Source organism: Methanocorpusculum labreanum Z (assembly GCF_000015765.1).
In the GTDB taxonomy this organism is placed as follows: Archaea; Halobacteriota; Methanomicrobia; order Methanomicrobiales; family Methanocorpusculaceae; genus Methanocorpusculum; species Methanocorpusculum labreanum.
Genome location: NC_008942.1, coordinates 451,400 through 470,999, shown reverse-complemented (window position 1 = coordinate 470,999; position 19,600 = coordinate 451,400). Strand labels below are relative to the sequence as shown.

Sequence of the window (19,600 nt, the reverse complement as noted above, 5' to 3'; positions counted from 1 at the left end):
ATGTAATTCATCGAAGTTACGATGAATTGATCAAACCATTTTCAATCAGCATTTGCCGATCGACCTAGTATTTATGAGATTTCATATAGATTATACGAAATTTATGATAAAAGCCGGATTTCGGTCACAACGTCAGCGGACCAATCGAAGAAAAAAAAAGATTTTCTGGAAAAAAGCAGGTTAGAAAAAGTCCAGCGTCGCCTGCTTTGGGGCGAGCTTTTTTTCTTCCTGAGGTTCTTCGAGCGGTTGTTCTTCTGCTGCCGGCGGCGTTTCCGGGACTGGGGGTTCCTGCATGCGCAGAGCTTCCAGCTGCTCCTCGAGTTTTCGCATCTCCGCCTTCTTGGAAGCCGCCATCTTTTTCACCTTCATGTCCCGTTCTTTTGCGGCCTGCTGGACTGTCTTTACCGCGGCGGCAGCGGCTGCTTTGTCATGCAGGATGATTCCCATCTGATCGACGTCGAGGTTGTGGCGTTCGCAGAATGCTGCAGGGTCTTTTTCGGCAAACCGGGAAAGCAGGTCCAGATACTCGCTCTGGATCTGTCTCTCCGGAATGCTGTATCCTTCTGCAAGCGATGCAGCGAGGGTTCGTCTGACCGTCTTCTGCTTTTTTGCGGTACTCATCCGTTTCCAGCGGGACGGGGGCATGATCCGCGTCCGAAATCCTGCGCCGGCGTTTTCCGAAGCCACGCCGAGCGTCATCATCGATGTGGCATACCGCCAGAGGGTGAAATACTGGCGCCGCATCGTTCGTCCAAGATACACATCGGCCCGGGAGATCCTGCCGTATGCTCGGATCCGCCGTTTGGGATCATGCATCAGCGGGATCGATTCCTCGATCCACTGCATAACAGAGTCAGGTTTTTCGTCGCATTCGAACGAAAGTTTCTGCAGTTCCCGGTCCGGTGCTCCGGCAAAAACGCCGCCTACTAAATCAAAAATCGTCGCACGTTCATCCTTCTGGGCGGTATTGATGTCTCCGACAGAGATGCTCGTCTTGCCGGTCGAGGAGCCGAACAGCATATTTACGGCAGTACGCATATCCCCTGCCGAACTTTCCGCGATTGCTGAAAGTGCATCTTCTCCGCAGGCGATGTCTTCGAAACGGCAGATCTCCTTCATCCGTTTCTGGAGCGTAGAGACACCGATCGCTCTGAACGGGACCGGATCACAGAGCCGGCGAATCGAATCGGAGACCCCGTATGCGTCGTTTGCGATCAGAACGATCGGTTGTTTTGCCTCTTTGAGAATATCAGCGATTGCCCGGGCTCCCCCTCTGTCCGCATTTCCTTCGAGGTTATCCACCTCGTCGATGATGATGAGTTTTCGGCCGGCGCCAAATAGACTAGTCGTTGTTGACGAGTTTCCGGCGACCCGCTCGATGATCGTTTTCGTGCGGGCATCCGAAGCGTTCAGTTCCAGAACTTCCCAGTCCATATCGCGGGCGAGAGCAAGGGCTGCAGATGTCTTTCCAATACCCGGTTTTCCCGTGAAAAGCAGCGGACGGGAGTCCGGCGTCCAGGTTTTGGCCCAGTCAACAATCTGTCTGACCGCCGATCCATTGCCTAAAATATCGGCAAGGTGCATCGGGCGGTACTTCTCTGCCCAGTCCATATTCGTAACTGTAGTTATGGATGTCTGGAGATAATAACGGTTGGGAAAAGTCCTGGAACGGGGCCGATGCTGCTTTTGAAAAAGAAATTATTGAGAGAGCCTGACCTGATTTTTCATAACAGTACGGGTTATGAAATCGGCGTAGATGTTGTTTCGCGTGAAAACAGCCTCTTTCTTTCCTTCACGCACATATACTGCAAGTACTTCCTTTCTGTCCGCATAGATGATCACTTTCGTCGGCAGGGACATTTTTCTGAGGATCGGGGGCTGGAACAAAGACTCTTTTGTGTCTTTGTCGGCAAGATAACAGGGGAATGGTATTTTCTTCGCTGTTTTTTTATTACTGACGACACTGTTGACACTTACGCGTTTTACCGCCTGGGAAAGCTCCTCTGCAAAATACTGATAAAATGCGGGATCGTCGGAGATGATGAGAAGTTCGTTCTTTGCTGTTTTCAAAAGAAAACGGATATGATTCTCTATTCCCCACTCAGACTGGATGGTGTAGGTCTGACCAAGCTGATCGGTACAGGCAAGAGCGGCAAAGGTTTCAAGCGCCATGCCAAGCGTATCATAGCGTATAACTGCCTCCCGCTTCAGTCTTTCGACGGTGTGGGGGATGTCGGCGACCCGATAGCGAACCGGGGATTGTCTGTTCGAGATGATAAAACCCTTCTTTTCCAGAGTGGTGAGCGTCTCGTATACCCTTCCCCGGGGAATATTGGTTGTCTCGTGAAGTTCCCGGGGACTTGCGGAATTAATACAGATAAGTGTGAGATAAACCTTTGATTCATACTCACTCATACCTATTCCCTTGAGCTGAACTATCATATTTTCTTCAAACATACACCACCGTCAATGTGATTATGTTTTCCATACGTAACGATATAATTTACCCCGTGTCCAGCCGGCTGAAACATAGATATTATCATTACAGAAGGGGAATAAATAGACAAGACACATATTAAAGGGACTAAAAAATTCCGGCCCCTTTCATTCCCAAGAGGTGATCAAAAAAACATGTCTGCAGATACATATACCCCTGAATCCGTTTCAGACGCCGTTCGAAAATATGACGGCGTTCGACGTAAAAAAGCGATTGGCAATCTAGTAAAAACGCTCCACATCGACAACATTGATGTTGTTGCATCGTACGGAGAGGATGCTGCGGTAATTCAGAACGGTCGTTCGGCTCTCCTCCTGGCTGCAGACGGGATATGGAACCAGCTGATGGAACTCGATCCGTATTGGGCAGGATACTGCTCGATCCTTGTAAATGTTCATGATATAGCGGCGATGGGCGGGCGGCCGGTTGCAATGGTTGATGTTCTTTCTGCCGCAGACGACGAACTTATGAACATGGTCACCCGAGGCATGTGCGATGCGGCCAGAGCTTTCGACGTGCCGGTGGTCGGCGGCCATCTCCACCCCGATGCGCCCCACAATGTCATCGATGTTTCGATCCTCGGGATCGCCGAGCTGGACAGTGTGATCTACAGCACCAAAGCGGAGCCGGGAGATGCGATCATCGTTGCGATGGATCTTAACGGAAGAATCCATCCAAACGCCCGGATGAACTGGGACTCTGTAACGATGAAGGATCCAAAACTGCTCAGATCCCAGATTGCCGTGATGAAAACCCTTGGCGAACGTCATCTCCTTACCGCAGGAAAAGACATCTCGAATCCCGGCATCATCGGAACGCTTGGTATGCTTCTTGAGTCCAGTAATGTCGGAGGTCTGATCGATCTTGATGCGATCCCGCGGCCGGATCTGGATAAGCTTGGGATCGGATTCGAACAGTGGGTTCGCATGTATCCCGGGATGGGATTCATCGTAACAGCAAATCAGGGCTCTGTCGATCAGGTATGTCAGCTGTTTAGAAAAGTCAACATGGCAGCTCAGGTCATCGGGACGGTAAATGATACACGCAAACTCGTCCTTCAGAAAGGAAGCGAGAAAGCCACGCTCTTCAACTTCTGTGTTGAGGGCATTACCAATATTAGTTCAGTATGATAACGCTTGGAATCGGCTGCGGCGCCGACGCCGAAAAAGTTTTGGCAAGTGCAGAGCTGGCAGCTTCAGAGGATCTCCGCATCCTCTGTTACTCATCAACCCCGTTGAATGAAACGGATTCAGCATTTGTCGAGATGGTCATCTCGGATCAACCTCACATTGCTATGATTGATGATCTCCGTTCTGGAAAAATTCAGGGAGCCGTAAGGGGGACTCTGCCGGCAAATGAGACTCTCAGATATCTGAAGACAGCCTACGGCGTCTCCCGTCTGGAACGAATCGCCCTGCTGGAAACAGCCCGAGGCGAACGGTTTTTCCTTGCCCCCGTCGGTGTTGACGAAGGATGGGCCGTTGATGAGAAGATAGAGCTTGTTGCCCGCGGCCGGGACCTTGCACGGAGTTTTGGGTTGAATGAGAAAACCGCAATTCTTTCTGGAGGAAGGATCGGAGATGTCGGCAGGCACCCGGTCGTTGATAAATCCATCAGCGATGCTATTCAGGTTGCGGAAAAAACCGGTGCTGTCCATGGGGAGATTTTGATCGAAGATATGGTCAAAGAGTGCGGTGTCATTATTGCTCCGGACGGCATTTCCGGGAATCTGATATTTCGTACACTAACGTTTCTTGGAGCTGGAATCGGGCATGGTGCGCCAGTTATGAATATTCCCGGCGTATTTATTGATAGTTCGCGCGCCTCGTCAGGATACGTTCCCGCCCTCAATTTGACGGCAACAGTTGTGAAAAAAAATAACCCACAATTAAGCCCAGATTTCTAATCAGGATGAAAATAAAACCCAAATCGAAAATTAAGCCACAATCAAAGAGCAGAATAAAAAATAGCCGCGAAATATCATCAGTCTGCTGAAAATGTCCATAACCGGCATAGTTTTATATATTATTTTGAACCATTTTTTGTTTGAGAATAATTATGGCAGACTTACCAAAAGCAGCAGTCGTCAGACTTGCAAAGAAAGCTGGCGCCGTTCGTGTAGGCGAAGATGCAGCAGATGCATTAGTAGCAAAAGCAGAAGCGTATATTGAAGCTATCGCAAAGCAGGCATTCGAACTTGCCCAGCATGCAGGTCGCAAGACCATCAAGGCAGAGGATATTGACCTCGCCACTAAGGAATAACCTGATTTTGTGTGGTGTGCGGGTCGATGGTGCCCGTGCATAAAAAACAAGCCCAGGCTTGTATTTTTTCATACGGGCGGTTTCGTATGAGGCCTCCCGGATTTTTCTCAAAGAGATTTCTCTTTTAAAAATAGAATTATTATAGTGTTCCTTTCGTGCTTGGAACCGCAGTATTTCCAGGACGGATGGAAAGTGCCTCCCCAAGAGCTATACCGAATGCCTTGAAGATCGCTTCACATTTGTGATGATCGTTTACACCAGAAAATATCACATGGGCAGTGATGCCTGCATTGATGCAGAGACTGTAGAAAAAGTGTTCGAACACGTCGTTTGGAATACTTCCCGTAGAGATACCGGTGAAGGAACCTTCCATGACGAGGTATCCTCTGCCGGAGATATCCAGTGCCGCGGTGGCCCGTGATTCGTCCATCGGGATTATGGCATGAGCGAAACGCCGGATGCCGCGACCTTCGCCTACCGCTTCTTTGATGGCGGTCCCAAGAACGATCCCGATGTCTTCAATTGTGTGATGACAATCGACCTCAAGATCGCCTTTTGCCTCAACGGTCAGAGAAAAGCCGCCGTGGCGGGCAAATGCGTTCAGCATGTGGTCCATAAATGCGACGCCCGTGGATATCTCGATCGTTCCGGGTGTATCCGGATCGAAGACGACACGAATATTGGTTTCTTTTGTCTCTCTGGTTTTTGCCACTGATCTCATACTGCTGCCTCCAGTGCTTCTTTAAGAGTGATTCGTCCGCTGTAGAGTGCCGATCCGAGAACACAGCCCGATGCACCGAGCTGCTTAAGAGCGGTCACATCCTGAGATGTTGTCACGCCTCCTGCCACGATGACCGGAATGTCGACTGCATCCAGAAGTTTCTGCACAGGTTCGATATCGATTCCGGCTTGCTGTCCTTCCACATCTACATTTGTGTAGAGCAGAGATCCTGCACCCAGTTCTTCGAACTTTTGGGCCCAGACGATGAAGTCGCCTGCCAGTTCCTGCCATCCGGAAACGGCGATCTCACCCCGGCGTGCATCCACTCCTGCCATGATGCGTTCGCTGCCGAACTCTTTACTTAAGGTTCGGATAACAGCAGGTTCCCGGGTCGCAAATGTACTCAGAATGATCCGGGCAACGCCGCAGTTCAGCCAGCCGCGTGCATCCTCAAGACTGCGAATACCTCCGCCTACCTGAACAAAAACGTCTGTTTTTTCGACCACTTCGCGGATCATCTCCGCGTTGGTGGTGCTCGCTGTAAATGCTCCGTCAAGATTCACGACATGGAGATTGGATGCTCCTTCGCTGATCCAGCGACGGGCATTGTCCATCGGGGATCCATATACCGTGGCCGTCAGCCGATCGCCGCCGACAAGCTGGACACAGTTCCCGGAAAGTATGTCGACCGCCGGGAAGACTTCCATCCTATCTCACCATCCTCATGATGTCCAGAACAAGGATATCCCGTGCTCCGGCACGTTTCAGCTGATTGATCAGCTGATATACCTTGTTGGTCGATACGACGGCATGGAGGGCAACGGATCCGGAGCCGGCAATGTCCATGATCGTCGGACCCCCAAGACCGGGGATCAGCGCTTTGATCTCCTCGAGTTTCTCCCGTTTCACATTCAGCATCAGATAACACTGACCTTTGGCAGCGATAACGCTCTCAAAGGCAAGAAGGATCTCTTCGATCTTTTCATGCTTTTCGACGAGAGAGGTTTTGTTGGCGATGACGTTGGTCGTGCTTGCAAGGATCTCTTCGACAATCCGGAGTTTGTTGACCTCGAGTGTCGTCCCGGATGAGGTCAGGTCGGCAATTCCGTCGGCTATGCCGAGATGCGGGGCCGCTTCGCATGCCCCGGAAACCTCGATAATATTCACTTCGACGGATCTTTCAGCGAAGAAATCTTTACAGATGCTTGGAAATTCGGTGGCGATCCGGCAGCCGTTCATCGTCTCGACAGACGTGATAGGAGATTCCTGAGGGACGGCGATTACGAGTTTTGCCGAGCCGAACTTCAGATCCAGAAGACGGGCAACGTCCGCCCGGCGTTCAGCGACCATATCGAGCCCGGTGATGCCGAGATCGGCAACACCCTTCGCCACATATTCTGGTATGTCAATCGGCCTGACGAACAGGACCTCGATCTCCGGATCGATCGTCTTTGCGATAAGCTGACGGGAGCCGGTCATATTGATATGGATACCGGCTTTGTCCATCAGATCGTTGATCGGCTCTGCTATACGACCCTTATTTGGAATCGCCAGACGTATTTTTGCCATACTTAGAAGGTCTTTAATTTACCGTCGATGACGAGTCTGGTGATATCGGTGATGTTCTCCAGACGTTTGTTGACGATCTCTTCAACTTCAGGTGCAAAGTCCTTGAAGTTGTATCCGCGTTTGGTTATGCACTGGACACTGGCAATGTGCGGGTAGTCGATTGGATGACCGATCTGGGAAAGGAGTCTGACGTACATTTCCTCGATGCCGTCGACCTTCTGGCATGCTTCCTTTGCGATTTCAGTAGAAAGCAGGTTGTAGATCTTACCGATATGGTTGATGGGGTTCTTACCGGAAGTTGCTTCCATGGACATTGGTCTGTTCGGGGTGATAAGCCCATTGCAGCGGTTTCCGCGTCCGACGGACCCGTCGTCGCCCATCTCTGCCGAGGTGCCATTCACGGTCAGGAAAACTGAGGTCGCCTTTTTGCGGATGATATCTGCAGTGTTGATCTCAACTTTTACTTTCCTGTCGGTGTATTGTCTGGCTACCTGCGTAAAAGATTCAACCATCTTTTCCTTCATCTCTACATATTCGTCGATACCGGAACAATACCGGTCGACCATCGCGGAAGCGACGGTGATAGTGATAGTATTGATGTCTCTCAGTCCCATGAGCTTGAGATCGTAACCGACCATCGGGTTTTTCGGGCGGAACTCTTTGGAGATGTACTCGTCAAGTCCAAGGATGATCTGTTCAACCTGAGAGAACGGGGCGTGGCCTACACCAAAGGAGGTGTCGTTTGCACGAGGAACTGCAGTGTGGCCTTTCTTCGTGTGGAAAACATCACGAAGGTCGGTAGAACCGGTTCCCATACGGCAGTCGACGATGACGTCGGTGTCCATATTAAAGGTGGGTATTGTTTCGCTCAGGTAGGCACGTGCTGCTTCTATTGCGATGGCGTCGGTGGCGAATACTTTGTTGCCGAACTGGCGGGTTGCTCTTCCGGTTAAGAGGAAGTAGATCGGTTTAATGATTTTTCCGCCGCCGAACTGAGGAAGGGATTCCCCTGCTACAACTTCGCCCTGATCGGTGTTGTGGTGGAGGACCGCACCATCGCACTCCTCCATATATTCTCTGCAGAGTGCACGGGAAATCGCCTCGGCGACTCCATCGGCAATACTGTCGGGGTGACCGATACATTTGCGTTCGACCAGTTCGACTTTCTGCTTTTCCATTGGAGTTTGAGAAAGATGAGTGATGCTGATATTTCTCTTCATTTTTGAATCACTTCAGAATAATCTGATGTTTGAATATAAAAAAGCTCGCATTGCAAATCGGGAAATTTTGGAACTAATAATAATTAAACAGAGAATAATATGGAAGTATTCATATCCATTTACCGCATCAACTCACCGGAAAACGAAGTACAGGATTCATCGCGCCGGTTTAAAGAACTAATTTAATATCAGTACGGATCTGGGCAACGGACTTCCCGCCGACAAAAACGCGGATGACTCCGCCTGACTCCGACACGACGATCCCGACCGCATGTACGACCTTGGTGATCGCTGCGGTGGCCAGATGGCGGCCGCCGAGTCCGCTCTGCAGATTCGCATCGCGGCTGTCTGCATCGAGGTATCTGCCGGATGCTGCGATGATCCCGTTTTTATCGATGATAAAGACACCGTCGAGCTGGGCAAACTCTTTCACGCTTTCCCAGTTTTCCTCGATTTTCACGTCCCTGACCTCTTCCGGATGTCCCTCGTAAGGATTTAAGACACCCTGATGGGACCAGCGTTTCAGTTCATCGATATCGCCAACAATGAAGGCAGTACCGACTGATCGCCCTTCACGTCCGTCGTGGGCAAGTTCAAGGGCAAGCATCAGTACAGAATGCAGAGCTTCCGGATCGACAATGTGTGCATAATCTCCGACCGAGAAGGAGTTGTCCTGACTTTCCACATCATAAATGAGGATCGCATAGGGAAATGCGGCAACCACGGTTCCGCTGTCCACGTTTGCAAGTATCTTGTATTGAAGAACGGCATCGATGATCTGGTTCGAACAGTAATCCACAAGGGCAACCATACTGTGGTCACGCAGGATCTCGGGCTGAATATCGACCACGTGGACCGTCGGCGTGTCGATGACGATATCCTCCTCTTTTGGAAGAAAGGAGATTACGGCGAGGGCATTTACCGTTTTTGCCAGATTGTCCGCCGCTGTAAGAAGAAGCCGGTTCTTCTCACTCATAACAACCGCCGTATAAGATCCGGGATCTCGGACGGGCGGGTTGCAACAGGGATATCGAGTGCCCGCAGACGCTCGATCTTGGATGCAGCATCTCCTTCTCCTCCTTCGACGATTGCACCGGCGTGTCCCATCCTTTTCTCTTTCGGGGCGGAAACACCGGCGATATACGAGACGATCGGCATGCCGATATCCAGCGCACGGCGTGCTCCCTCGATCTCCAGACTGCCGCCCACCTCGCCGATCAGAACGACTGTTTTAGTCCGTCCGTCTGCGTGGAACTCGTCCATAACTTCAGAGAAGGTCTGACCGATAACTGCGTCCCCGCCGATGCCTATGATTCCCGACTGACCAAAACCTGCCGATGTCAGTTCTGAGATGACCTGATAGGTCAGTGTGCCGCTTCGCGAGATAACGCCGACATCCCCTTTTCTGCAGAGATTTGCCGGAATGATACCCAGCTTGCACTCGTCCGGAACAAGCATTCCCGGGCAGTTTGGACCAATAACCCGGGATCCGCGGGAACCGGCATAAGCCACCGCCCGCATAATATCATGAACCGGGACATGTTCCGTGATCGTGACGATAGTTGGGATGCGTGCATCGGCGGCTTCCATAATAGCGTCGCCGCATCCGCCAGCCGGGACAAAGATGACGGATGCTCCAATCTCGTGTTCATCCATGGCATCCACGACGGAGTTATAAACCGGAACGCCGAAGACGTCCTGGCCGGCTTTTCCGGGAGTCATGCCGGCAACAATGCCGGTGCCGCCCACCTGTCGTGCATAAGCGTTCATCAGATTGATATGGAATTTTCCCTGGGATCCTGTTGCTCCCTGAACTAGAATGCCCGTGTTCTTTCCTGCGTAGATCATTGTACTACCTCCACTGCGGCACGAATCGCCGCATCCATAGTGTCAGACATGACATATCCGCATTCCTGAAGAAGTCTTCGGCCTTCCTCCTCGTTTGTACCGGCGATCCGAACGATCACCGGCTGCGGGACTCCTGCCTCAATGATTCCTTTGGCAACCTCGTCGCAGCGTGTGATCCCGCCGAGAAGATTGACCACGATCACTTTGACGCCGGGCATGGAAGCAACCAGCTGGACTGCATACATAACCCGGTCCGAAGCAGCTCCGCCGCCGACATCCAGGAAGTTCGCGGCTTTTCCGTGATAATGGGAGATGATATCGAGGGTTGCCATGGTTAGACCCGCGCCGTTTCCGATCACGCCGATGTTTCCTTCCAGTTCGACATAGGAAAAACCGTGTTTCTCGGCCTCAGCTTCGCGGGGTGTGAGGTCTCTGTTCTCGGAGATTCCCTGACGGATCAGAGAGTTGTCATCCAGAATGATCTTGCCGTCTGCTGCGAGAATGCCTTTCGGCGTCATAACCAGAGGATTGATCTCTGCAAGAACGGCGTCCCTGGACCTGAAAACGGCAAAAAGATCCCTGACAATTGTTCCGATCTCTTTTGGATTCGTTCCGATGACGTTTCGGACGATGAAATCCGGGAGCGTGACAAAGGACGGATCAACATAGACGCGGCGGAGCGCCTCCGGCCTTTCCTTTGCGAGGGTCTCGATCTCAACTCCTCCTTCGCTGGAAAAGAGGATCAGCGGCATCTTTTTCGCACGGTCAATCGTGATGCTCAGATAATATTCGTGTGAGATCTCGAGCGCTTCTTCGACCAGGATCTTTTCGACGGGAAGTCCCTTGATGGTCTTCGCAAACAGATCGCGGGCGACGTCTGAGATGTTTTCCGCGTTTGCCGGAAGGATGCCGCCGGCTTTACCTCTGCCGCCGACATCGACCTGAGCTTTGAGGACAACCTTTTCCGCGACTTTTTTCTGGGCCGCGTTTGCCTCGTCGGCGGAGGTGATCAGAACACTGTTTGGCACCGGGATTCCTGCTTCCCGGAAGATCTGTTTTGCTTCATATTCGCGGAATTTCATAATTGACTCCTGACGAGTTCCTGCCCGATTGCAAGCGCCCGTTTGTTATTCTCTTCTGTACCTTTTGGAACGCTGTCCAGAACTGCGTGTTCGAGTGCATCGTAGGAAACGATCCCGGTTGCTTCAAGGATGCCTCCAAGCATGATCACATTGGCAAAAACCGTTTTTCCAAGTTGGGCCTTTGCTTCTGCCGTTGCCGGGACTTCAAAAAATCTGCATGACGGCCGGCTGGTGACATAGCCGGGATCAAGAAGCATTACGGCATCCTCCCTGACATTCGAGCCGTATTTATTGTATGCTTCCTGGGACATGATCGCGTATACGTCCGGGTCCGTTACCTTTGGATAATAGATCGGGTCGTCCGAGATGATCACCGCAGAGGCCGAGGCCCCGCCGCGTGCTTCGGGTCCGTAGCTCTGAGTCTGAACGACGTGTTTACTGCCATACAATGCGGCCGCTCTGCCGAGGATGACCGCGGCGGTGATGATCCCCTGACCGCCGAGGCCGGAGAATCGAATCTCGGATTTCATTTTGCGGCCTCCACGCCTAGGGGAGGATTGTTTCTCCGAACAAACTGACCTACAACGAACTTTTCAGGAGAAAGTTGGATACCTTTTGTCGCATCGCGGTCGGCTTTCGCCTTTAATACGACATTGTCCCGGAACATATCGAGCATCTGCGTGACCTGCCGCATCTTGTTCTTGCTGCCGAACGAGGTGGGGCACTGGGTCATAACTTCGATGAATGAAAGGCCCGGCGTCTCAAGACCGACGCGGATCGCCTCGGTCAACTCTTTTACATGGAACGAGGTCCAGCGTGCAACATAATTCGCTCCCGAAGCTTCGGCTACTTTGCAGAGATCGAACGGCTGCTCCTGCATGCCGTAAGGTGTCGTGGTGCTGATGGCCCCATACGGTGTACAGGGACTTCCCTGACCGCCGGTCATGCCGTAGATATTGTTGTTCATACAGATCACGGTGATGTCGATGTTTCGTCTGCATGCATGGATGAAGTGGTTTCCGCCAATCGCAGAACAATCCCCGTCCCCGGTGAAAACGATCACATGCTGGCGGGGTTTCACGAGTTTCAGACCGGTCGCAAAGGCGAGGGCACGGCCGTGGGTCGTGTGGAGCGAGTCGGACGAGGTGTATCCCGAAGCACGGGAAGAACAACCAATTCCAGATACGAAGGTCGTCTCCTCCTGTTTGTAGTCCAGTTCCTCAACGGCCCGAAGAGTACAGTTGAGGATCGTTCCGTTGCCGCACCCGGCACAATAAATGTGAGGCAGCCGGTCCTGACGGTACCAGTCTTCCAGATTCATAAACGCACCTCGGTCACCGGTTTTTTCACGGTTTTTGCAACTTCGACTGCTTTAAGAAGTTCAGCCGGTGTATGGAGGGCGCCTCCGAGTTTCGGCACGACGACTATCGGGGTGTTGGTGTGCTGGCGGACCTCTTTGGCTATCTGTCCGAGATTCATCTCCGGGATGATGAACGCTTTGGCGTTTTTGAATGCAAGCAGGGATTCATCGGGGAACGGCCAGACGATACGCAGATTCAGATGACCGTAGGTATCGGGAATATCGTTAAGAAGCTGGCGGACCGTACGGGTCGGAGCGCCGTACGAGATGAAGACCAGCTCGGCTTCCGGGTTGACGATGTCGACATCGGCGATCTCATTTCTGAAATCCTCGATTTTTCGGACCTGACGGCGGACCAGATTCTCATGGACTTCTGCGGAATCGGTCGACGGATAGCCCTTTTCATTATGGGTCAGTCCGGTGATGTGGACGTTATGGCCCATACCGAAGGTCGCAAATCCCGGAACTCCATTCTCGTCCGGAGCACAGGGAAGTTCGCCCTCCTTTAATTCGCGACGGGGCACGATCTCGACATTGCTGTGCAAAGTGATCTTTTCCCGCATATGTCCGATAGTTTCGTCCGTCATCAGGAATACCGGAGTTCTGAACCGGTCGGCAAGATTGAACGCTTTGACCGTCAGATCGTACATCTCCTGAACGGAGGAGGGGGACAGAGCGATCACGCTGTAATCCCCGTGTGACCCGTATCTGCACTGAAGCATATCACCCTGAGCAGCCATCGTCGGCTGGCCGGTGGAAGGTCCTCCGCGTTGAACATTCACGATCACGATCGGGGTTTCGGTGAAGGCGGCGTATCCTATATTTTCCATCATCAGGGAAAAGCCGGGTCCCGACGTTGCGGTCATCGTCCTGGCACCTGCCCAGGATCCCCCGATAATCGCGGCGGCACTTGCCAGTTCATCTTCCATCTGGATGAAAATCCCGCCGACTTTGGGCAGACGAACTGCCATCCGCTCGGCGACCTCCGTCGAGGGGGTGATAGGATATCCGGCGAAAAATCTGCATCCGGCAGCCAAAGCCCCTTCAGCACAGGCCACATTACCGTTCAGGAAATCAGTTTTGTCCGTCAATATTCAATCACCACTTTCTGAGGCTCGAATGGTTTTTCATCAATCCAGGATATTGCCTGGTCCGGACATATCATCTGACACATCCCGCAGAGTTGACGCCCATAGAGCTTCTGCAAACGGCAGTTTGTACATCTCTCTGGATGGTCCAAAACCGGGATGATGTAGCCGCGTGAACCTGGTCTCTTTCCTTCCTGGAAAATCCCGTAAGGACAGACTTTTGTACACATATTGCAGCCTTTACACCGGCGTTCATTGACTACGAGCTTCATTATTAATACTATCAATATTATGAGTCTTTAACAGGCTAAAAGTTCTTCCGTTGAGTATGCCGTATATCCCGAAAATATCAGGAAAAGAAACCAGCCAACTTATCCAAATAGATGTGAAAAGAAAAATCATCTCTGGGTACAGCGATGAACTTCACACCGTCATGCGGAAATTATAGGGGCATGTGTGGAGGCTCACCTTGTCATACAGTGACATACATACGCCTATGGGAATCCTTATCCATTTCAAAAAGAAGAAATAATAGGAATCAGAGGGATACGCTTGCAGAAAAATGTCCGAACCTCGCTAAGACTAGAACTCAAAGACAAACCTGGGCAGTTACTTGCCGCAATAGAACCAATATCAAAAAGCGGAGCAAATATCATAACTATCTCCCATCAGCGCGACACCAAGTCCGTGAACGGAGCCTTAATTGTAGATATCGTCATCTCTCTTCCAGAGACCCGGCTCGTTGAACTGATGGATGCTCTCCGTGCAAACGGCGTGGCCATCGTACGAATTGGAACCGAACATCTCACCTGTACAAAAACTTTCATCCTGATTGGCCATATCCTTCACACCGATCTGACAGATACGGTGAACCGGATCGATAAGAAGAATATTGCTGAAGTAACCGAACTCGACATCGTAATGCCTGGTATGGACGAACCCTCCACCGCGAAACTCACGATAAAAGCCGTAAGTGAACAGGAGATGACTCAGGCAGTGATAACGCTTAAAGAAATCGCCGTGGAAAAACATCTTCTCATCATCAACCAGATAGGAGGCGGCTTATGAAAACATGGAATGTCGCGCTGATCGGCCTTGGTTCGGTCGGACGCGGTGTCGCAGAAGTCCTCGCAGGAGATGAGCGGTTCCGGATCGTTGCCGCCGCGGATTCAAAAAGCGGCGTAATTGATCCTGCCGGCCTCAATATAGAAGAGATTCTTGCAAAGAAAAAGAAGACCGGACGCTGCGGGGACCCCGCCTGGCCCGCGGCACGAATCTCGGCCGAAGCTGAATACGATATCCTTGTCGAGGTTACTCCTACAAACGCCGAGACTGGCGAACCAGCACTTTCTATCATCAAAACCGCGATCATGCGGGGAAAGCATGTCGTCACTTCGAACAAAGGACCTGTCTCTCTCGCTTCAGCCGAACTGCTCAGACTGGCGGAAGAAAATAACGTTGGATTCCTTTTCGAAGGAACCGTGGCAGGCGCCGTACCAATTCTTCGCGGGATAAAATACGGACTTGCCGGCAACAAAATCAAAGCACTCTACGGCGTTTTAAACGGAACCTGCAATTATATTCTGACCAGAATGGAGGAAGAGGGTTTGACGTATGTCCAGGCACTCGCCGAAGCACGCGATCTTGGATATGCCGAGGCAGATCCCACTTACGATATTAACGGGACCGATGCCGCGATCAAACTCGTCATCCTTGCAAATACCATGCTCGGGATGGATGTGAAACTTGACGATGTTCAACGTACCGGCATATCGGATTTGACCGTTGATGCTCTCTTGATGGCCGAAGAAACAGGACACTCGATACGGCTGATTGCAACCCTTCACCCGGAAAAGAATCTTCTGGAGGTCTCGCCGCGGCTTATCTCCAAAACCAATCCGCTTGTCGTTACCGGCACGTTGAACGCAGTGACCGTTGAAACCGAGTATGCCGGCGCGATCACCTTCATCGGCCGGGGCGCAGGATCTGTTGAAACGGCCAGTGCGATCCTGGCGGATCTTCTCTTTATCACAGACAAATATGACCGGTAAGGAAAAATCCGGCGGCGTCCTCGAACGCCGCGGAGCATTTCTCACAGCCATGAGGCAGATGACCTTCGAAGCAGGGCACTTCACCACTGCTGATCTGGCATCTGCCGCCAATGTCCCCCGTTCAACGGCCCAGGACTGGATTAACCGGATGATAAAAGAGGGCTGCATCTTCGTGAAAGAAGAGCCTCACGGAAGAAATCCCGCACATTACGCCTCGAGAAGTGCCCTTCCTCAGACCACCTGCAAACGTATTTTTACAACTCTTGACGGCAGGGACGTGGAAATTTTTCACGAGTGTCTCTCGAGCGGCTGTGCGGGATTCTGCGAATTTCATCACCGGAAAGCCGGCGGAGCGGCAATCTCCGTTACCCGCGACGGGATGATCTTTCGCGAACGATCAAGGATCGGCGAGGAGAATGAACTCAGACTTGATTTTGCCGCAGTAGGTCTTGCTGCGGTCAAAAAAGACGGAGCCGACATCATACAGACGATCCATTCGATCCCCGGAGGGCCCGCATACTCGTTATCGGCGATGATGGGGCATGCAAAAGGAGTAAAGGGCGTACAGATTACGGTTGGAAACGGCGTAGTCACCGGTGAAGTTCGAACCCCGGCACTTACCCCCGTAACGATCGGCGTCGATGATACCGACCGGAAAGGATGCGGCGGCGCGACCTTTGCCCTGTCCCAGGCTCTGATGAAGTATCTGACGGATCCTGGAAGTGTGATCGGGATAAGACATCAGGTCGCCGCCCTCTGTCAGGACATCGAAGAAAAAACCGCAGGAAACTCCTGCAGCTTCATCGAACTTGCCGTTGATCCGAGCGTTCTCCCAACGCTTGCCGCAAAGGTCTGCAGATTTGTCGATGAGGAAAGCGTCTCCGATGAATGGGGTGTCGCCATCATGACGAGCATCACCGTGCCGGAAGGTCTTCTCAGGCTTGGCGAAAAGATCCGTCGTGAACGCGTTTCCATGGAAGAAGTCCTAGAGACTGCGAAAAGGTCGGGCGTTCAGGTCTACGGGAAAAAAGGCATCATCGGGGCGGTCGGGGCGGTCAGTCTGAAATCACAGCCGCAGGAAATCCTTCTGGATCCGGCATGTCCGATTGTCTTCTGAATTATTTTTAACAAAAATAGCGAGGGTTAGTGTACCCACTCTCCCCGGGCATTTCCTGAGAGTTCCTGTTTCCAGATCGGCACTTTTTCCTTCAGTTTTTCGATGATAAAGCGGGAGCCCTCGTATGCCTCGGGGCGATGACCGGCGCCGACTAAAATAACAACGATCGTTTCTCCCAGAGCAAGACGGCCGTATCGGTGAACGATGTCGACCGAGTTCAAACTGAACCGTTCCATCGCCTCCGCGGCGATATCGGCAAGATCTTTTTCTGCGACCGGAACGAACGCTTCGATCTCAAGAGCATCCATATTCCCGTCGTCTCTGACGCAGCCGATAAAAACGATCTGGGCCCCGTCATTATTCGTTCGCGAGGCACTGATCAGAGCTCCAATATCTATATCCTCTTTCTGCAATGCGAGAACCATCTTTTATCCTCCGGAAACCGGCGGATAGATGACGAGTTCGTCACCCTCTGCCATATGAATGGTCTTTGCATCGTCGGAGTCGATCCTTTCCCGGTTATACATAAGAATGATGTGCGATCCAAGTTTGCCGCCGGCAAAGAGTTCATCCATCCCGTCTTTCTGCGTCTTGGCAAAAGCCAGAAGGGCACCTAGAATGGAGGTGCCTTCCGGAACGCTTACCGTGTTCACTTCACCGAAGAGTTCTCTGAACTTGGCAAATGAGCGTATGGTTATCTGTGGCATGTTCGCTGATATGGTGTTTGATCTAAAGATATGAATAATTACGCGTCGGGTTCAGCGGCGCAGATCTCGGCAAGCGTTATCGTAAACACGAGTGTTTTGCCTGCAAGAGGGTGATTTGCATCAAGCGTCACCGTGTTCTCGTCGATCTTCGTGATAGTGACCGGGATCTGGTTTCCATCCCCAAGCTGGATCATAAGCTGCTCGCCGGGATTAGCGGTGAAATCCTCCCCGAACTCTGCACGCGGAATATCCACCGTCATCTCATCGGTCTTTTCACCGTATGCATCGACCGGAAGGATTGTGACTGATTTTGTCTCGCCGATCTCCATTCCAAGAACTGCGGCATCGAAACCTGGGACTACCATACCGGAACCAACAGTAAACTGAAGGGGGTCGCGGCCCTCCGATGAGTCGAAACGTGTGCCGTCGGTTAATTCTCCAATGTAGTGTACGCGTATTGTATCGCCGTTTTGTACTGACATACCGTGATTGTGGGATGTAACGGTATAAGTATTTGGCGGGGCCGGGATATCCTGAAAAATCACCCTGCATGAACCCTCGTTTTTTCCGACACTATCACCGAAATAAACGCATGAACGCCGGATTTTATCATGCATAGACCAAAATCCTATATCATACCACATCACATATTATTTATCATGTTAGTTTACATAAACGGGAAATTTGTGCCTGAAGAACAGGCAACCGTGTCAATTTTCGACCACGGATTCCTTTACGGAGACGGTGTGTTTGAAGGAATCAGAGCATACAATGGTCGTGTGTTCCGCCTCAAAGAACACGTTGACCGTCTCTTCGACTCGGCTAAAGCCTTAGATCTTGATCCCGGGATCACCCGCGCCGAGATGGCCGAGATCATCAAAGAGACTCTGCGCCAGAACAACCTGAAGGATGCCTACATCCGTCCGATCATTACGCGTGGTGTCGGAACTATGGGACTCGACCCGCGTCACTGCGCAAACCCCTCGATCATCTGTGCTGCTTCAGCCTGGGGAGCAATGTACGGCGACCTCTATGAAACCGGTCTTACCGCGGTGACGGTCTGTGTGAGAAGAAACCCGCCGGACACTCTCCCGCCGAACATCAAATCCCTCAACTACCTGAACAACATTCTTGGTAAGATCGAGGCAAACTACAAGGGCGGCGACGAAGCCATCTTCCTTGATCGAACCGGAAAACTTGCAGAAGGTTCCGGCGACAACATCTATCTCATAAAAGACGGCGTTCTCTACACTCCTCCGACCATCAACAACCTCAAAGGCATCACCCGCCTTGTCCTTCTCGACATCTGCGCGAAAATCGGGATCCGCTACGAGATCTGCGAGCTCGGACTCTTTGATCTTTACACCGCCGACGAAGTCATGGTCACAGGAACGGCCGCAGAAATCTGCGCAATCACCAAAATAGACGGCAGAACGATCGGAACCGGCGTTCCAGGCCCAGTCTACAAAAAACTTCTTGCATCATTCCAGACGGAGACTCAGAACTCCGGCGATGCATACTGATCCTGAAATCAAAAGGGATCAATCAAAATCTTTTTATAAATCAGCGTAGACTATTATAGGCAGTTTGAGCTGATATAGTGTAGAGGCCAATCATGCCGGCCTTTCACGCCGGCGACTCGGGTTCGAATCCCGATATCAGCATTTATCGGCGGCACGGGTGTGCTGCCAAGTCAAACATGACCACGAGTCATGAGTATTTTCCTGCAGTTTTATTATGACATTTCACCCCACAAACAACCCTGTCTTCTGGAAGACTACCGCAGACAATCTTCTCGCAGATGAGCGCTATGAAAAAGCAGCGGAAGCCTACCTGAGATTAACGGAACTTCTGCCGAATGATGCTGAAGCCTGGAAAGGAAGAGGCACAGCCCTGATCGGTCTTGAAAAATACGGAGATGCCGTCAGCGCTTTGGAAAGAGCCCTGATTCTTCTGCCCGATGACAAACCCACCCTTGAATTACTTGCCGAATGCTTTGACAAGCTTGGTGCTGTTGAGAAAAAAACGGCCTGCATTCTCCGAATCAACGATCTGTAGAGCGTATCGGGAAGATATCC

General features: G+C 51.6%; 24 protein-coding genes and 1 tRNA gene. 9 read left to right on the top strand and 16 right to left on the bottom strand.

From position 1 onward, the window contains the following. Nucleotides 1–180 precede the first annotated feature (180 nt). Nucleotides 181–1,611 carry a replication factor C large subunit gene (locus MLAB_RS02625; protein ID WP_011832873.1) on the bottom strand — a complete coding sequence of 477 codons (1,431 nt, stop codon included), beginning with the start codon at nt 1,609–1,611 and terminating at the stop codon, nt 181–183. An 87-nt stretch (nt 1,612–1,698) separates the two neighbouring features. Further along, complete coding sequence (locus tag MLAB_RS02620) at nt 1,699–2,457, bottom strand: TrmB family transcriptional regulator (RefSeq protein WP_011832872.1); 759 nt, start codon at nt 2,455–2,457, stop codon at nt 1,699–1,701. A gap of 174 nt (nt 2,458–2,631) precedes the next feature. On the opposite strand from MLAB_RS02620, the gene MLAB_RS02615 reads away from it, so the two are divergent. The 3 genes from MLAB_RS02615 to MLAB_RS02605 all read left to right on the top strand — a co-directional run bounded on the left by MLAB_RS02615 (nt 2,632) and on the right by MLAB_RS02605 (nt 4,759). Continuing rightward, nucleotides 2,632–3,627, top strand: coding sequence for a methanogenesis marker 2 protein (locus MLAB_RS02615; RefSeq protein ID WP_011832871.1), 996 nt, complete (start codon nt 2,632–2,634; stop codon nt 3,625–3,627). Next, complete coding sequence (mtxX, locus tag MLAB_RS02610) at nt 3,624–4,403, top strand: methanogenesis marker protein Mmp4/MtxX (protein ID WP_011832870.1); 780 nt, start codon at nt 3,624–3,626, stop codon at nt 4,401–4,403. Before MLAB_RS02615 ends, mtxX begins: the two co-directional genes overlap by 4 nt. Before the next feature lie 152 nt (nt 4,404–4,555). Next, the gene (locus tag MLAB_RS02605) at nt 4,556–4,759 is read left to right on the top strand and encodes a histone family protein (RefSeq protein WP_011832869.1); all 204 of its coding nucleotides are present in this window, start codon (nt 4,556–4,558) and stop codon (nt 4,757–4,759) included. A gap of 139 nt (nt 4,760–4,898) precedes the next feature. On the opposite strand, the gene hisB is transcribed toward MLAB_RS02605, so the two are convergent. The 11 genes from hisB to MLAB_RS02550 all read right to left on the bottom strand — a co-directional run bounded on the left by hisB (nt 4,899) and on the right by MLAB_RS02550 (nt 13,919). Beyond that, the gene (gene hisB, locus MLAB_RS02600; protein WP_011832868.1) at nt 4,899–5,480 is read right to left on the bottom strand and encodes an imidazoleglycerol-phosphate dehydratase HisB; all 582 of its coding nucleotides are present in this window, start codon (nt 5,478–5,480) and stop codon (nt 4,899–4,901) included. Next, nucleotides 5,477–6,187 carry a 1-(5-phosphoribosyl)-5-[(5-phosphoribosylamino)methylideneamino]imidazole-4-carboxamide isomerase gene (gene hisA / locus MLAB_RS02595; RefSeq protein WP_011832867.1) on the bottom strand — a complete coding sequence of 237 codons (711 nt, stop codon included), beginning with the start codon at nt 6,185–6,187 and terminating at the stop codon, nt 5,477–5,479. The genes hisB and hisA overlap by 4 nt, the downstream gene beginning before the upstream one ends. Nucleotide 6,188: 1 nt before the next feature. Continuing rightward, nucleotides 6,189–7,049, bottom strand: coding sequence for an ATP phosphoribosyltransferase (gene hisG / locus MLAB_RS02590; RefSeq protein WP_011832866.1), 861 nt, complete (start codon nt 7,047–7,049; stop codon nt 6,189–6,191). A 2-nt stretch (nt 7,050–7,051) separates the two neighbouring features. Beyond that, entirely contained in the window at nt 7,052–8,269 is a 1,218-nt protein-coding gene (locus tag MLAB_RS02585) for a methionine adenosyltransferase (RefSeq protein ID WP_011832865.1), read from the bottom strand. 169 nt (nt 8,270–8,438) lie between these two features. Then, entirely contained in the window at nt 8,439–9,245 is an 807-nt protein-coding gene (locus MLAB_RS02580) for a DNA integrity scanning protein DisA nucleotide-binding domain protein (protein WP_011832864.1), read from the bottom strand. Then, nucleotides 9,242–10,117 (bottom strand): succinate--CoA ligase subunit alpha, encoded by an 876-nt coding sequence (gene sucD / locus MLAB_RS02575; RefSeq protein ID WP_011832863.1) that lies wholly within the window; start codon nt 10,115–10,117, stop codon nt 9,242–9,244. The genes MLAB_RS02580 and sucD overlap by 4 nt, the downstream gene beginning before the upstream one ends. Beyond that, nucleotides 10,114–11,199, bottom strand: a complete 1,086-nt coding sequence (gene sucC / locus MLAB_RS02570) for an ADP-forming succinate--CoA ligase subunit beta (RefSeq protein ID WP_011832862.1) — start codon at nt 11,197–11,199, stop codon at nt 10,114–10,116. The genes sucD and sucC overlap by 4 nt, the downstream gene beginning before the upstream one ends. After that, the gene (locus tag MLAB_RS02565) at nt 11,196–11,729 is read right to left on the bottom strand and encodes a 2-oxoacid:acceptor oxidoreductase family protein (RefSeq protein WP_011832861.1); all 534 of its coding nucleotides are present in this window, start codon (nt 11,727–11,729) and stop codon (nt 11,196–11,198) included. The genes sucC and MLAB_RS02565 overlap by 4 nt, the downstream gene beginning before the upstream one ends. Beyond that, entirely contained in the window at nt 11,726–12,520 is a 795-nt protein-coding gene (locus MLAB_RS02560; RefSeq protein WP_011832860.1) for a thiamine pyrophosphate-dependent enzyme, read from the bottom strand. The genes MLAB_RS02565 and MLAB_RS02560 overlap by 4 nt, the downstream gene beginning before the upstream one ends. Further along, the gene (locus tag MLAB_RS02555) at nt 12,517–13,650 is read right to left on the bottom strand and encodes a 2-oxoacid:acceptor oxidoreductase subunit alpha (protein WP_011832859.1); all 1,134 of its coding nucleotides are present in this window, start codon (nt 13,648–13,650) and stop codon (nt 12,517–12,519) included. Before MLAB_RS02555 ends, MLAB_RS02560 begins: the two co-directional genes overlap by 4 nt. Then, complete coding sequence (locus MLAB_RS02550) at nt 13,647–13,919, bottom strand: 4Fe-4S dicluster domain-containing protein (protein WP_048061982.1); 273 nt, start codon at nt 13,917–13,919, stop codon at nt 13,647–13,649. Before MLAB_RS02550 ends, MLAB_RS02555 begins: the two co-directional genes overlap by 4 nt. A 280-nt stretch (nt 13,920–14,199) precedes the next feature. On the opposite strand from MLAB_RS02550, the gene MLAB_RS02545 reads away from it, so the two are divergent. From MLAB_RS02545 to MLAB_RS02535, 3 genes are read left to right on the top strand one after another with little or no spacing between them, the layout of a single operon-like run. Then, nucleotides 14,200–14,715, top strand: a complete 516-nt coding sequence (locus MLAB_RS02545) for an ACT domain-containing protein (RefSeq protein WP_011832857.1) — start codon at nt 14,200–14,202, stop codon at nt 14,713–14,715. Further along, nucleotides 14,712–15,698, top strand: a complete 987-nt coding sequence (locus tag MLAB_RS02540) for a homoserine dehydrogenase (RefSeq protein WP_011832856.1) — start codon at nt 14,712–14,714, stop codon at nt 15,696–15,698. Before MLAB_RS02545 ends, MLAB_RS02540 begins: the two co-directional genes overlap by 4 nt. Further along, nucleotides 15,688–16,815, top strand: coding sequence for a 50S ribosomal protein L15 (locus MLAB_RS02535; RefSeq protein ID WP_011832855.1), 1,128 nt, complete (start codon nt 15,688–15,690; stop codon nt 16,813–16,815). Before MLAB_RS02540 ends, MLAB_RS02535 begins: the two co-directional genes overlap by 11 nt. A gap of 26 nt (nt 16,816–16,841) precedes the next feature. Here the strand turns inward: MLAB_RS02535 and MLAB_RS02530 are convergent, their stop codons facing one another. The 3 genes from MLAB_RS02530 to MLAB_RS02520 are packed head-to-tail and all read right to left on the bottom strand — an operon-like array spanning nt 16,842 to nt 18,004. Next, nucleotides 16,842–17,240 carry a molybdenum cofactor biosynthesis protein MoaE gene (locus MLAB_RS02530; protein ID WP_011832854.1) on the bottom strand — a complete coding sequence of 133 codons (399 nt, stop codon included), beginning with the start codon at nt 17,238–17,240 and terminating at the stop codon, nt 16,842–16,844. Between the two features lie 3 nt (nt 17,241–17,243). Then, nucleotides 17,244–17,522 (bottom strand): MoaD/ThiS family protein, encoded by a 279-nt coding sequence (locus MLAB_RS02525; protein ID WP_011832853.1) that lies wholly within the window; start codon nt 17,520–17,522, stop codon nt 17,244–17,246. A gap of 38 nt (nt 17,523–17,560) precedes the next feature. Further along, nucleotides 17,561–18,004, bottom strand: a complete 444-nt coding sequence (locus MLAB_RS02520; protein WP_011832852.1) for an FKBP-type peptidyl-prolyl cis-trans isomerase — start codon at nt 18,002–18,004, stop codon at nt 17,561–17,563. Nucleotides 18,005–18,181: 177 nt separating this feature from the next. Between MLAB_RS02520 and ilvE the strand changes: the two genes are divergently transcribed. The 3 genes from ilvE (at nt 18,182) to MLAB_RS02505 (ending at nt 19,580) form a co-directional block, all read left to right on the top strand. After that, nucleotides 18,182–19,045 carry a branched-chain-amino-acid transaminase gene (gene ilvE / locus MLAB_RS02515; RefSeq protein ID WP_048061981.1) on the top strand — a complete coding sequence of 288 codons (864 nt, stop codon included), beginning with the start codon at nt 18,182–18,184 and terminating at the stop codon, nt 19,043–19,045. A 68-nt stretch (nt 19,046–19,113) separates the two neighbouring features. Continuing rightward, nucleotides 19,114–19,186: transfer RNA gene (locus MLAB_RS02510), tRNA-Glu, on the top strand. A 73-nt stretch (nt 19,187–19,259) separates the two neighbouring features. Next, complete coding sequence (locus MLAB_RS02505) at nt 19,260–19,580, top strand: tetratricopeptide repeat protein (RefSeq protein WP_011832850.1); 321 nt, start codon at nt 19,260–19,262, stop codon at nt 19,578–19,580. Nucleotides 19,581–19,600 lie beyond the last annotated feature (20 nt).

Coding starts and splice junctions, on each gene's coding strand:
- MLAB_RS02605 (WP_011832869.1), top strand. CDS start 4,556: ATGGCAGACTTACCAAAAGCAGCAGTCGTCAGACTTGCAAAGAAAGCT.
- MLAB_RS02550 (WP_048061982.1), bottom strand. CDS start 13,919: ATGAAGCTCGTAGTCAATGAACGCCGGTGTAAAGGCTGCAATATGTGT.
- MLAB_RS02530 (WP_011832854.1), bottom strand. CDS start 17,240: ATGGTTCTCGCATTGCAGAAAGAGGATATAGATATTGGAGCTCTGATC.
- hisA (WP_011832867.1), bottom strand. CDS start 6,187: ATGGAAGTCTTCCCGGCGGTCGACATACTTTCCGGGAACTGTGTCCAG.
- sucD (WP_011832863.1), bottom strand. CDS start 10,117: ATGATCTACGCAGGAAAGAACACGGGCATTCTAGTTCAGGGAGCAACA.
- MLAB_RS02565 (WP_011832861.1), bottom strand. CDS start 11,729: ATGAAATCCGAGATTCGATTCTCCGGCCTCGGCGGTCAGGGGATCATC.
- hisB (WP_011832868.1), bottom strand. CDS start 5,480: ATGAGATCAGTGGCAAAAACCAGAGAGACAAAAGAAACCAATATTCGT.
- MLAB_RS02560 (WP_011832860.1), bottom strand. CDS start 12,520: ATGAATCTGGAAGACTGGTACCGTCAGGACCGGCTGCCTCACATTTAT.
- MLAB_RS02520 (WP_011832852.1), bottom strand. CDS start 18,004: ATGTCAGTACAAAACGGCGATACAATACGCGTACACTACATTGGAGAA.
- MLAB_RS02540 (WP_011832856.1), top strand. CDS start 14,712: ATGAAAACATGGAATGTCGCGCTGATCGGCCTTGGTTCGGTCGGACGC.
- MLAB_RS02525 (WP_011832853.1), bottom strand. CDS start 17,522: ATGCCACAGATAACCATACGCTCATTTGCCAAGTTCAGAGAACTCTTC.
- ilvE (WP_048061981.1), top strand. CDS start 18,182: ATGTTAGTTTACATAAACGGGAAATTTGTGCCTGAAGAACAGGCAACC.
- MLAB_RS02585 (WP_011832865.1), bottom strand. CDS start 8,269: ATGAAGAGAAATATCAGCATCACTCATCTTTCTCAAACTCCAATGGAA.
- MLAB_RS02620 (WP_011832872.1), bottom strand. CDS start 2,457: ATGTTTGAAGAAAATATGATAGTTCAGCTCAAGGGAATAGGTATGAGT.
- mtxX (WP_011832870.1), top strand. CDS start 3,624: ATGATAACGCTTGGAATCGGCTGCGGCGCCGACGCCGAAAAAGTTTTG.
- sucC (WP_011832862.1), bottom strand. CDS start 11,199: ATGAAATTCCGCGAATATGAAGCAAAACAGATCTTCCGGGAAGCAGGA.
- MLAB_RS02580 (WP_011832864.1), bottom strand. CDS start 9,245: ATGAGTGAGAAGAACCGGCTTCTTCTTACAGCGGCGGACAATCTGGCA.
- MLAB_RS02535 (WP_011832855.1), top strand. CDS start 15,688: ATGACCGGTAAGGAAAAATCCGGCGGCGTCCTCGAACGCCGCGGAGCA.
- MLAB_RS02505 (WP_011832850.1), top strand. CDS start 19,260: ATGACATTTCACCCCACAAACAACCCTGTCTTCTGGAAGACTACCGCA.
- MLAB_RS02615 (WP_011832871.1), top strand. CDS start 2,632: ATGTCTGCAGATACATATACCCCTGAATCCGTTTCAGACGCCGTTCGA.
- MLAB_RS02625 (WP_011832873.1), bottom strand. CDS start 1,611: ATGGACTGGGCAGAGAAGTACCGCCCGATGCACCTTGCCGATATTTTA.
- hisG (WP_011832866.1), bottom strand. CDS start 7,049: ATGGCAAAAATACGTCTGGCGATTCCAAATAAGGGTCGTATAGCAGAG.